This window comes from Providencia sp. PROV175 (genome assembly GCF_032707045.1).
GTDB lineage: Bacteria > Pseudomonadota > Gammaproteobacteria > Enterobacterales > Enterobacteriaceae > Providencia > Providencia hangzhouensis.
Window position 1 is genome coordinate 2,286,972 of record NZ_CP120533.1, and the last position, 11,666, is coordinate 2,298,637.

Sequence of the window (11,666 nt, forward strand, 5' to 3'; positions counted from 1 at the left end):
TTAGAGGTTTTCATGAAATTTAAATATTTACTTTATTTTCTTTTACTTACCTCCTTTTTCTTCTCTTTCGGTTATAAAAGAATATAACGTAACTTGGGGCACAACATCCGAAGCTGTTAATTACTCTGTTTCTCCTTTTGATCCAGATATGGTTATTGGTCTATGACTATGTCAGTTGATTATCCACAGGAATCTTATAGAGCCTCTCAATGTTATGATGGGACTTTTTAATAGCATTAGTACTCGCAAGCGTACAGAGGATTTAATTACTTTACCTACTAGGATTCCTGGTTCTATTCCTCCTGCTTTATCTGTTAAATATGACAATAAATTTAAATGTATTGTTGATTGGGTCGAGGATAAGAGTGAATACACTTATAAAGACAAAGTTAATTCAGTTAAATTTATTGTTACTTATCGTGCTTTTTTTTGTCCTCAAGAAAAAGTTTATTCACGTAATAATTTAGATAAAACTTCTGGTTGCCCCTCTATAGAGGGCGGTTCTATGGATAAGTACTGTGAAAGCCAGCCGACTCTTTATAATACTTCTGCATTTCCTTCTTTTGATGGTAAAATTATTTCTTTCAGAATGCTGATAATGGCTGTGAGTATACCGATGTTGGTGATTCAATTTTTAAATTTGAAAATCCTTATCGTGTTTTAGCTGACTGGGCTCCTATCGGTGCTGCTGATTTATCTTCAAGTGATAGTTATATTTATGGTCAAGGTGGGGAGGTTGTACTGACCCTAATGGCTGTGAAGGCGGCGGTAATGAGGCGGCGGTAATGAAAGTGGCGGCAATGAAGGTGGCGGCAATGAAGGTGGCGGCAATGAAGGTGGCGGTAACGGTGAGTATTCCGGTGTTTAAAGAATATTTTATCCGAAAATAAATCTATCAATCAAAATACTAATAATATTTCTAAGAATAGTAATGTTATTAGTAATAATTACAACTAATATTTCAAAGAACACTAGCAATATATCTTCTAATACTTATAGTATTTCTTCTGACACTTCTTCTATTAAAGATTCAGCTACATCTATGGATAGAAGATTGCAGAATATTGATGGTAACATTGCGAAAATTGAACGTTATTTGAGACCTGAAGAAAAAACACATCAAGAATGGATTGGTTCTTTTGATTCTATTTTGGTTCTACTTTTTCTCCTGTATTAGATAATAAGTCTGCTTTTTCTTCTGAAATGGGCTATAGAAATACTCATGAGTATTCGTTATATCTTCAATAATCTTCTTCTGCTAATTCTAATTTTGTTAATTCTTTTTCTAATACATATTCTGAACAGTTATCAGGATTTACTTCTGGTTTGCCATCTGATTTACGCTTTCTAACATTGCTAACAAAATTGATGGCGGTGTAAATTCATCTGAAATTAATTTTGGTGGTGACTTTAAATCTTATGGTACTTTCACAAGTTTATTCGGTATCGATAGGTTTTCAAATTCTATTTTTGACATTCTTCCTAATATAAGGTTTGTGAACCTATTTATATATTCGAGGGTTTTCCTTATGAAATGGTCATTGATTGTGTTGTTATTGAAAAATAAGGATGGTTTTTTATTATGTTTTTGTTTTTTTTATACGGTTTGGTTTTCTTTTACCAGTACCATTAATGCATTAAAACCAGAACCTTCAAAAAATTAATCGGTAAATATCATGCCTTTACTTTAGCTTGGATTCCCGCAATTATCACATGGCTTTTTAATGCTTGGCGTATATTTGTTGCTGCTTCATTTCTTTTCAAAATCATAAAAATATTGCTGGTTTTTGTTATTACTTATGCTGTTGTCAAATATACTTTTGGTGGTTTTATATCTAATCTTGTTGATTGGATTTATACCTCTATATCTTTATATCCCTTTTATTAATACTTTATCTGTTTTTATCCCTGAGAATTTCGAAACATGTATTTATATTATTGTTTCTAATTACGTTCTTTCACTTGTTCTTTCTTGGAAAACATCGTTTAGCTATGGCTTTAGGAGCATTTTAATTATGGTCAGTGAAATTTTTATTAAATTAATCCAATCATCTTTTTTTCTTCTTTTTTATCTATCTTTTTTAAAGGCTTGTCTTTAATCGACTCTGAATTTTCCACAATAGCCGCTGCCGTTTTTAAAGCTGTGATTTTATTATTTATTTTTGTTAGCTCTATTCTTTCTGTTTATTTTTATTTTATGTTTGTTTATTAGTGGGGGGGTATATGGCTGTTTATTTTGTGACAGGTAAATTAGGTTCAGGAAAACTTTATCTGCTGTTTATAAGATAAAAGATTACTTATGAAAGGTAGAAAGGTTGCTACAAATCTTAATATTCACTTACTGGCATGTTTGGTTATTATGCTAAAAATGTAAATTTAATTCGTGTTCCTGATAAGCCATCTTCTTTTGATTTAGAATGCATTGGTCGTGGTAATTCTACTTATGATGAATCTTTAAATGGTCTTCTCGTTCTTGATGAGTGTGGAACGTGGTTTAACTCTAGGTCATGGGCTGATAAAAATAGACAGGATTTAATTAATTGGATAGCTCATGCTAGAAAATTAGGATGGATGTTTATTTTTCTTGTCTAAATCTACATGTTGTTGATAAACAATCTCGTTTGATGTTTGCGGAGCATGTTGTTTATTGCCGTATAGGTTGGATAGATTAAGACTTCCCTTTATACATGGCATTCTTAAACTTATTACCTTTGGCGCTTTTTCTTTACCAAAAATACACGTATCGATTGTTAAATATGGTGATTCTCCTACTTCTCTAACTGTTGATAAGTGGATTTATCAGGGGTCTCCTTTGTATGCGGCTTATGATACTAAACAGCAATTTTCTGATTTTTATAATCATGGGGCTTATTCTCTTCTTCCGCCTAGTTATTATTCAGGATCTAAGGTTAAATTTGGATTATCTTTTATTATGAGATTAACAAAAATATATTTTAAGCGTTCAAAAAGGCTTTATCTTATTCTTTTAGGTATTGCTATCTGTTTAGTTTCTCAATATTTTTATAGTAAATACTTTAGTCAAAAAGATACTAATCTTCAAAATAGCTTAAGTAATTTAAAAATAGAATCATATTTTAAACATGGGAATAATTACCGCTATACATTTTCATCTGATAATAAATTATTTTCAAGTTCCGATTTACAAAAATCAGGTATTGAAATCTCGTCTGTCTCGCCATGTAAGGCTAGTTTGATAGAAAAGGGGGTTATTTATGAAATCACTTGCAAATAAAATCATCATCTCTTTTACTTTGTTATTTAGCTCGTTATCTTTATCTCAAACCATTGAGATGAGCAATGCCCCTATTGCAGACTTCGTAAACTGGTATGCTCAATTATCTGGAAAAGGCGTTATTTTACCTGCTAAATTTGATGACCGAATCACAATATATAATTCAGATATCGACGCTTCAAATTTGGACTCCTTTTTTCTTTCAGTAATGGCTTCAAGAGGTTATGAAGTAATCAGTGGTAATCCATTAATAATAAAACCCAATCCATCAATTGATTTATCTAAGCTATCTAACGATTCTGAAATCGTTCAAGATGAATGGAATCAGAATAATCAACATGATGGGTCATCTTTTGATACTTTACTTGATTACCCAATAGCAGCTACACCCAAACTGTTAGAATTAGACACTAAGTTGTTTAAATTTAATAAAATCACAGCAAAATCAGCATTGCCAGTAGTTGATATTTTTTTGAAATCATTACCAACGTCAGGTTCTTCCGTTGTATTGGATACTGCATCAAATTCGCTAATAGTGACATCAGTAAAAGGAAACTTTGATAATATTGAGTCGTTTATTCATGATATTGATGTTAGAAACAGCCAAGTTCTTATCGAGGCGATAATGTTTGAAGTTGGCAAGGGAAGTTCTTTTGATTTTTCATTTGCGGCTGGCAAACGTACTGATTCAAAAATAGCAGGGGGTATAAACACCTCTTCATTAACCGACACGCTAACTTCAAAAGGTGGGGCGTTTGGCATTTTTTCTGGTAATATTCTTTCGCTTGCATTAACTGCCGTTGAAGGTGAGCAAGATTCTAAAATTCTTTCTGTTCCTCGAATTCTTACGTTATCTGGTTCTGAAGGATATATCTCTTCAGGACAGAACGTTCCTATTGTTACAGGTAAGTTGGTAGGACAGGGCGTTGATGCTAAAAATCCTTTTCAAACAATTTCTAGGCGTGATGTTGGCGTTAATTTAAAAGTGACTCCTGTCGTTCTTGGTGATGGCTCAATCATGCTTGATATTTCGTCTAATTCAGGGTCTATTTCAAATATTACATCAGCATCAGATATCATATTGAATGAGAGGACAATAAAAACAACTGTGCAGTTAAAAGATGGAGATACTTTATTAATTGGTGGGTTAATTCAGCATAACGCTATAAATCAAAAAGATTCCACACCTGGAGCTTCTTCTATACCTCTTATTGGTTGGATGTTTGATTCTACCTCTGAATCAGAAACAGAAAATACGATGTATATACTTATTCGCGCCCGAGTGATTTCATCTATTTGAAATATATAAGATTAAAATTATTTATCTTATATTGTTAATTGTCGTTTTAAAGGTGGCGTGCTGTCTGCGTGAGCGGACGGTATGCTACCTTTAAAACGAATTGACCATATTAATACTATTTCATCTTGAATGTTATCAATTTTGATGCCCTTTAGGGCATGTAAGGCGACACTCATTAGCATCATGTTATGCAATCTTTTATTCGCCGATAAAACGAGGGGACTTATCAAGTAGCTAGGAACCGCGCTTGCGCCTCCTGTTAGACCATTTTTTGATATAACTTTCAACAATAAAATTGTTTGATGGTCGAAGACAAAAGAAAGTTATAGCAACTTATTCAAGCTTCCCCCAAAAGACAGAATTAAAAGTCGTTGTAATTACTTTGAATATTCAACCAAAATTTTGTTGAGCTTCCAAGTATTGATGATAGTTTTTCAGCCAGTTCGATATTAATTTTTATTTGACCATTAACGAGTTGTTGAGTAAAAGACAGTTCAGCATTCAACATGTTGGCAAATGTGGCGAGGTCAATATTAGATTCCATTAAGGCTTCATTGATGAGTTCGCCAACGTGTGGCGGGTTATGCATTTGCATTGTGTAGCTCTCCATTTGATAGGCATAATAACAGGATTGGGAAATGAAAAGAAAACGCATAAAACATAATAAGTTATTTTTATCTACATTGCTGGTTAGTGCAAAGTTAAACGACTTGCCGTTATCTAGGGAGGCAGCGTTAGCGAATCAAAAATCTGAGTTAGATATGATTTTACGTAAAAAAGCACGTCGGAAACCAGACGATAAGCCAACACGATTCCACTCAGTACACTAGAATGCCTCATTTTACGTTTAGGTTCGCATAATAGATATGTCGCTATGTTAAAAAGGGTTCTGAGCGATTGCGGTAGAATGGGGTTGGGGTTTACCGCAATCGGGAAGGTTCGTCTTTAGACATAGAGCGCATTATGCGAACCCATTTTATTTCTTATATATTCCCAAATAAGCACATACAATAATTAGTCCGAAAATTAATAAAATTCCTTTACTTAGTTCCATTTTATTTCTCCAATTAATATAAATAATTTATTTCATTGCAAAACCATTAGTTTATGATATAAAAAACCACATTTACATTAAATTAATAGTTCATTACAAAAATGTCATGTTAATTTTTCTTGTAGCGCTTCAATTCTTTCTAATTGGTTTATTTGTTTTGTTATCATGGCAATAGCCAAATTACCAACCTTATTATCTGTTATGTCGTTGATTTCCTTTAATTCACTTGAGTCTACTATTACCCCTAATATTGTTCCAATAACTGGTATGAAACATAATGAATATAATTCATCATCTTTTTTTTCTATATCTAATTCTATAATATCCATAACTCCATCACATATCTCCTCAGTTATATAGGCTTTATTTAGGTCATTAGTGTACTTTACATCCTCTTCACAAGTTATCATATACTCTATTGATATATATGATTTTAATTTAAGGTTAAATAGCGCATAGTGCGTTGAATTTTCTGGTATTTTTATCCTTACGTCTTTCAGTATGTTCTTTTCTTTTTTTATTTTTCTATTACTCATTTCTTATCCTTTATATTTTTCATTTCAATAGTTTTAATTTTATGGGTTAATAACCTCTTGTCAGCTTTTATTATTTTGAAATAAAAATTTAAATATTTAATGTAATGATTTTCAGCACACTTATTTTTAAACTAAATTTAAATTGTCTACCATTTTTCCTTTTATCACACCATCCTTTGAAATATAATTTTCAGATACTAACCATTTCTGCAGCTCAATGACGTCTGAAACTAAGTCTAATATATTCTTTTCATTTTGAAAAAAATCTATTTCTCTTTGAGTATACATATAAACTAATGCGTCCCAATCATCTGTGGGCATTTCAGTTACACCGTGGTATTTGTATGTTTCATTATCTATTTTTTCTAAGTAAGAATCACTATTGAAATATCTCTTAATGAAGATATTAATTGCATCAATAGCTGAGAAATCAGTTGGGTGTGGCATTTTATCAACATAATATGATTTAATAATTCCGTACACCCTATTAACGTCAAATTCATTATTTTTCATATCTGATTATTTCCATTTTAATCAATTAGTTATGGTTTATATAGTGATGTTGAGTTAACCAATAATTTAGTAGCAACCCCACCTCTAATATAACCTTCCTCGAGTAGCCAATGATTAAAGGCATTACTATCCTCTGCAATTGTGGCTAAAAATTCAGGGTCATTAAAATATGCATTTATCCAGTGGCGTTCTTTTTCTATAAAGACTAACTTTCCATCTTCATCGTGTAATATTCCGCTACATTTTTCGCTACGCAATAAAAAATTCAGAAAAAATATACACTTGTATTCTCTCGCATGCGGGAAGGAATCCATGTAAAAAGCTCGTAGGTGTTCATATAAACCATTAGCACTATAGAATGAATTAAGCATTTTATACTCCTTTTTTGATGTTAATGTATACCGCAAAGCGGTTCGGGGTTCAGTGACACCCGAACTTTAGTATGGTTTCCCGTACTTTTATGTTTTGCTTAGGGTGATTTTTATCTCTACTACTACTTTCAGTTTATCAATTTCTTTTTTTCGCAATTTCATTTTCAATGAAATCTTCTGATAATTCTTTTGAATGATTATCAATTTATATGTTAGAAGCTCCGTCCATGTGACTGTTCTTTCAAGCTTTACACTAGCATTTATTGCCAGCCTTTCTAGCTTGATTTTCCTACTCTCTGTTACGTTATAAGTGGCTCTTTTAGACATGACATGACCTCATTACCTTATTAAGTTTTTCATTATATACCTCATGAACTCATTTCATTAATGAGGTATTGAACTCATGAGTTAAATAGTGTTATATTATTTTCACTGTGTTCATGAGTTCATTAGTTCAAAAGGTGCTTTATGTTCTTTGATTGGTTAACAATAGAGCAAGATTTCGGCATTCAATTGCCGATTCTTAGTGATGTTGCTTATCAAAGAATTCATATTGATAGTGGGGAAGCATCATCTTTGAGCCAACCTACATTTTCACATAAAGGATCTTTTTGTGACCAATTATCGATCTCTATAAGAGGTTCATTATTAAAAGTATCCGGCAACCCATCAAAATGGGGAAGGTTAGATAATTTATTTGGATTAGAAACGATCGATTCTTGCGTTACTGTTTATAATCATGTTCTTACCAGCTTAGGATTACCAGTTTTTACTAAATGTACTCGTCGATTTCACTTGCAAACTAAAGACAATGAAAAGGTTAGAGTTATTTCTGATGGTGCAATAATTAAAGAATTGCATATAACATCAAATCGTTCTGTTGGTGAAGATAATGAAGACCATTATATTTCAGGGTTATCTACTCTTTCTTATCGTAATAGCTTGCCTAGATTACATAGTAATGGAAAGTCAGTAGATTGGCTCTCAAAACAAGGAAATGCACATTTAATTTATCCAACTGTTTACAATAAGGGAAATGAACTAATTCTTCATTCTTTATCTAAGATAAAAAACAAATTTGGTGAAAACTCACAAGAATTAAATTATTTAAATAAAGTTATAGATTATTGTAAAAAAAATGGCGTGGTTAGATTTGAACAAAAGTTGAAATCCCGATTTTTGCAAAAGAAAAAATTAAACTACTGGGGATTAAGTGACTATAGTGTATTAAAAACACTTCATAATGAATTTATTAATTTAGATAATAAACTGTCGGTGACTGCTATGGATTTTGACACTATTAGTGAGCATCTTGTTAATGAAGGGGTTGTAGAAACCACTCGCTCTGCAAATACCACTGCAATGTATGCAATTCAATGGATGCACGGTCATTCATTTGACTTCAATAAATCTCAAGTTAAAACACATAGAGCTAGACTCCGAAAAATTGGAATTGATATTGCACAGCGTTGTGACATTTCAAAATTTAGCCCTGTTTTTGTTAAAAATAGAAGAGAAGTTTTAATATCTGACTGTATCGTTCCTGATTGGTATTATAAGCCAAGATTCCTTTACGCTGCATAATTAGTATGTTGTCAATATAATGTTTTTTTTAAAATTAATAGGATTGTATAATGATAAAAATTGAAATAAAACCTAACCAAGCAATTGTAGATAGCCGCTCTGGAGTATCCAAGCGTGATGGTAAACCATTTACAATAAATGAGCAGTCTGCATATTTTTTCTTGGTGGCGATTATCCACAGTTATTTAAATTCAATTTAGACTCAGGTCAATCACCTTATCCTGCTGGATTATATGAATTACATGAATCTAGTTTATATGTAGGTGATTTTCAAAAAATTAGAGTTGGTAAAATCATATTGATACCTATTAATAAATGATTTCTCTATTTTAGGAGAGAGTGATGCTTGAACAACAGTTCATTATTGAATTAATAGATTTTATTTACGTTTCACTCTCTTTTGTTCTTTTTTTATTGTCATTTATTGCTGGTCGCTTAACTGCTCCGAGGTAATTATGGTTGAATTAATTTCTTTATGTTCGGTTTTGGTTACTTCAGGTTTTGCTTCTGGTTTTCTATTCGGTTATTTCGACCGATTAACTCGTGAAATTGTATAAGGTAATTTTTATGTTAAAAAAACTGAAGTACTCTTTAATAACTCTTTCTGTTCTTTCATTATCTCCTTCTGTTTTTGCTGCTGATGGTGATTCGGCTATTCCTCAAGCGGCAAAAGATGCAATTACTGGCATCGGTTCAACTGCCACAGAAATGCTTAATCTTCTTTGGCCTGTTATTGCTTTAGTTGCAACTGGTTGGATTGCAGTTAAGTTATTTAAAAAAGGCACATCAAAAGTTTAATTTTTTATTGTGGGGCTCTTGCCCCACTTCTATTTTAGAGGTTTTCATGAAATTTAAATATTTACTTTATTTTCTTTTACTTACCTCTTTTTCTTCTCTTTCGGTTATAAAAGAATATAACGTAACTTGGGGCACAACATCCGAAGCTGTTAATTACTCTGTTTCTCCTTTTGATCCAGATACTGGTTATTGGTCTATGACTATGTCAGTTGATTATCCACAGGAATCTTATAGAGCCTCTCAATGTTATGATGGGACATCTTTTAATAGCATTAGTACTCGCAAGCGTACAGAGGATTTAATTACTTTACCTACTAGGATTCCTGGTTCTATTCCTCCTGCTTTATCTGTTAAATATGACAATAAATTTAAATGTATTGTTGATTGGGTCGAGGATAAGAGTGAATACACTTATAAAGACAAAGTTAATTCAGTTAAATTTATTGTTACTTATCGTGCTTTTTTTTGTCCTCAAGAAAAAGTTTATTCACGTAATAATTTAGATAAAACTTCTGGTTGCCCATCTATAGAGGGCGGTTCTATGGATAAGTACTGTGAAAGCCAGCCGACTCTTTATAATACTTCTGTTGCATTTCCTTCTTTTGATGGTAAAAATTATTTCTTTCAGAATGCTGATAATGGCTGTGAGTATACCGATGTTGGTGATTCAATTTTTAAATTTGAAAATCCTTATCGTGTTTTAGCTGACTGGGCTCCTATCGGTGCTGCTGATTTATCTTCAAGTGATAGTTATATTTATGGTCAAGGTGAGGGAGGTTGTACTGACCCTAATGGCTGTGAAGGCGGCGGTAATGAAGGCGGCGGTAATGAAAGTGGCGGCAATGAAGGTGGCGGCAATGAAGGTGGCGGCAATGAAGGTGGCGGTAACGGTGAGTATTCCGGTGTTTTAAAGAATATTTTATCCGAAAATAAATCTATCAATCAAAATACTAATAATATTTCTAAGAATAGTAATGTTATTAGTAATAATACAACTAATATTTCAAAGAACACTAGCAATATATCTTCTAATACTTATAGTATTTCTTCTGACACTTCTTCTATTAAAGATTCAGCTACATCTATGGATAGAAGATTGCAGAATATTGATGGTAACATTGCGAAAATTGAACGTTATTTGAGACCTGAAGAAAAAACACATCAAGAATGGATTGGTTCTTTTGATTCTATTTTTGGTTCTACTTTTTCTCCTGTATTAGATAATAAGTCTGCTTTTTCTTCTGAAATGGGCTATAGAAATACTCATGAGTATTCGTTATATTCTTCAATAGCATCTTCTTCTGCTAATTCTAATTTTGTTAATTCTTTTTCTAATACATATTCTGAACAGTTATCAGGATTTACTTCTGGTTTGCCATCTGATTTACAGCTTTCTAACATTGCTAACAAAATTGATGGCGGTGTAAATTCATCTGAAATTAATTTTGGTGGTGACTTTAAATCTTATGGTACTTTCACAAGTTTATTCGGTATCGATAGGTTTTCAAATTCTATTTTTGACATTCTTCCTAAATATAAGGTTTGTGAACCTATTTATATATTCGAGGGTTTTCCTTATGAAATGGTCATTGATTGTGTTGTTATTGAAAAAATAAGGATGGTTTTTTATTATGTTTTGTTTTTTTATACGGTTTGGTTTTCTTTTACCAGTACCATTAATGCATTAAAACCAGAACCTTCAAAAAATTAATCGGTAAATATCATGCCTTTACTTTTAGCTTGGATTCCCGCAATTATCACATGGCTTTTTAATGCTTGGCGTATATTTGTTGCTGCTTCATTTCTTTTCAAAATCATAAAATATATTGCTGGTTTTGTTATTACTTATGCTGTTGTCAAATATACTTTTGGTGGTTTTATATCTAATCTTGTTGATTGGATTTATACCTCTATATCTTATATATCACCTTTTATTAATACTTTATCTGTTTTTATCCCTGAGAATTTCGAAACATGTATTTATATTATTGTTTCTAATTACGTTCTTTCACTTGTTCTTTCTTGGAAACATCGTTTAGCTATGGCTTTAGGAGCATTTTAATTATGGTCAGTGAAATTTTTATTAAATTAATCCAATCATCTTTTTTTCTTCTTATTTTATCTATCTTTTTTAAAGGCTTGTCTTTAATCGACTCTGAATTTTCCACAATAGCCGCTGCCGTTTTTAAAGCTGTGATTTTATTATTTATTTTTGTTAGCTCTATTCTTTCTGTTTATTTTTATTTTATGTTTGTTT

14 protein-coding genes and 1 pseudogene are annotated in these 11,666 nt (G+C 31.8%); 10 read left to right on the forward strand and 5 right to left on the reverse strand.

Annotated features, from left to right (window positions below):
* Positions 1 to 214 precede the first annotated feature (214 nt).
* The 4 genes from P3L44_RS10120 (at position 215) to P3L44_RS10135 (ending at position 4,553) form a co-directional block, all read left to right on the forward strand.
* Complete coding sequence (locus P3L44_RS10120; RefSeq protein WP_316928235.1) at positions 215 to 664, forward strand: hypothetical protein; 450 nt, start codon at positions 215 to 217, stop codon at positions 662 to 664.
* Positions 665 to 2,346: 1,682 nt separating this feature from the next.
* Entirely contained in the window at positions 2,347 to 2,592 is a 246-nt protein-coding gene (locus P3L44_RS10125) for a zonular occludens toxin domain-containing protein (protein ID WP_316928236.1), read from the forward strand.
* A gap of 67 nt (positions 2,593 to 2,659) precedes the next feature.
* On the forward strand, positions 2,660 to 3,253 hold the full coding sequence (locus tag P3L44_RS10130; RefSeq protein WP_316928237.1) for a hypothetical protein: 594 nt from the start codon (positions 2,660 to 2,662) through the stop codon (positions 3,251 to 3,253).
* Positions 3,234 to 4,553, forward strand: coding sequence for a secretin N-terminal domain-containing protein (locus P3L44_RS10135; RefSeq protein ID WP_272662365.1), 1,320 nt, complete (start codon positions 3,234 to 3,236; stop codon positions 4,551 to 4,553). The genes P3L44_RS10130 and P3L44_RS10135 overlap by 20 nt, the downstream gene beginning before the upstream one ends.
* 361 nt (positions 4,554 to 4,914) lie before the next feature.
* Here the strand turns inward: P3L44_RS10135 and P3L44_RS10140 are convergent, their stop codons facing one another.
* The gene (locus P3L44_RS10140) at positions 4,915 to 5,148 is read right to left on the reverse strand and encodes a HigA family addiction module antitoxin (RefSeq protein WP_272662366.1); all 234 of its coding nucleotides are present in this window, start codon (positions 5,146 to 5,148) and stop codon (positions 4,915 to 4,917) included.
* Between the two features lie 43 nt (positions 5,149 to 5,191).
* On the opposite strand from P3L44_RS10140, the gene P3L44_RS10145 reads away from it, so the two are divergent.
* On the forward strand, positions 5,192 to 5,383 hold the full coding sequence (locus P3L44_RS10145) for a hypothetical protein (RefSeq protein ID WP_272662367.1): 192 nt from the start codon (positions 5,192 to 5,194) through the stop codon (positions 5,381 to 5,383).
* A 328-nt stretch (positions 5,384 to 5,711) separates the two neighbouring features.
* Here P3L44_RS10145 and P3L44_RS10150 read toward each other — a convergent pair whose 3' ends face one another.
* The 4 genes from P3L44_RS10150 to P3L44_RS10165 form a co-directional block, all read right to left on the reverse strand.
* Positions 5,712 to 6,143 carry a hypothetical protein gene (locus tag P3L44_RS10150; RefSeq protein ID WP_272662352.1) on the reverse strand — a complete coding sequence of 144 codons (432 nt, stop codon included), beginning with the start codon at positions 6,141 to 6,143 and terminating at the stop codon, positions 5,712 to 5,714.
* Positions 6,144 to 6,269: 126 nt separating this feature from the next.
* Entirely contained in the window at positions 6,270 to 6,656 is a 387-nt protein-coding gene (locus P3L44_RS10155; RefSeq protein ID WP_272662353.1) for a hypothetical protein, read from the reverse strand.
* A 29-nt stretch (positions 6,657 to 6,685) separates the two neighbouring features.
* On the reverse strand, positions 6,686 to 7,027 hold the full coding sequence (locus tag P3L44_RS10160) for a hypothetical protein (RefSeq protein ID WP_272662354.1): 342 nt from the start codon (positions 7,025 to 7,027) through the stop codon (positions 6,686 to 6,688).
* An 87-nt stretch (positions 7,028 to 7,114) separates the two neighbouring features.
* Positions 7,115 to 7,354 carry a hypothetical protein gene (locus P3L44_RS10165; protein WP_316928238.1) on the reverse strand — a complete coding sequence of 80 codons (240 nt, stop codon included), beginning with the start codon at positions 7,352 to 7,354 and terminating at the stop codon, positions 7,115 to 7,117.
* 141 nt (positions 7,355 to 7,495) lie between these two features.
* Between P3L44_RS10165 and P3L44_RS10170 the strand changes: the two genes are divergently transcribed.
* The 5 genes and pseudogenes from P3L44_RS10170 (at position 7,496) to P3L44_RS10190 (ending at position 11,471) form a co-directional block, all read left to right on the forward strand.
* Complete coding sequence (locus P3L44_RS10170; protein ID WP_272662358.1) at positions 7,496 to 8,611, forward strand: phage/plasmid replication protein; 1,116 nt, start codon at positions 7,496 to 7,498, stop codon at positions 8,609 to 8,611.
* Positions 8,612 to 8,661: 50 nt separating this feature from the next.
* Positions 8,662 to 8,930: pseudogene (locus tag P3L44_RS10175) on the forward strand (single-stranded DNA-binding protein).
* A gap of 248 nt (positions 8,931 to 9,178) precedes the next feature.
* Positions 9,179 to 9,409, forward strand: coding sequence for a major coat protein (locus P3L44_RS10180; protein WP_272662360.1), 231 nt, complete (start codon positions 9,179 to 9,181; stop codon positions 9,407 to 9,409).
* 46 nt (positions 9,410 to 9,455) lie between these two features.
* On the forward strand, positions 9,456 to 11,120 hold the full coding sequence (locus P3L44_RS10185; RefSeq protein WP_272662361.1) for a hypothetical protein: 1,665 nt from the start codon (positions 9,456 to 9,458) through the stop codon (positions 11,118 to 11,120).
* A gap of 12 nt (positions 11,121 to 11,132) precedes the next feature.
* A complete protein-coding gene (locus P3L44_RS10190) occupies positions 11,133 to 11,471 on the forward strand; it encodes a hypothetical protein (protein WP_272662363.1) in 339 nt (112 codons plus the stop codon).
* The last annotated feature ends 195 nt before the right edge of the window (positions 11,472 to 11,666 follow it).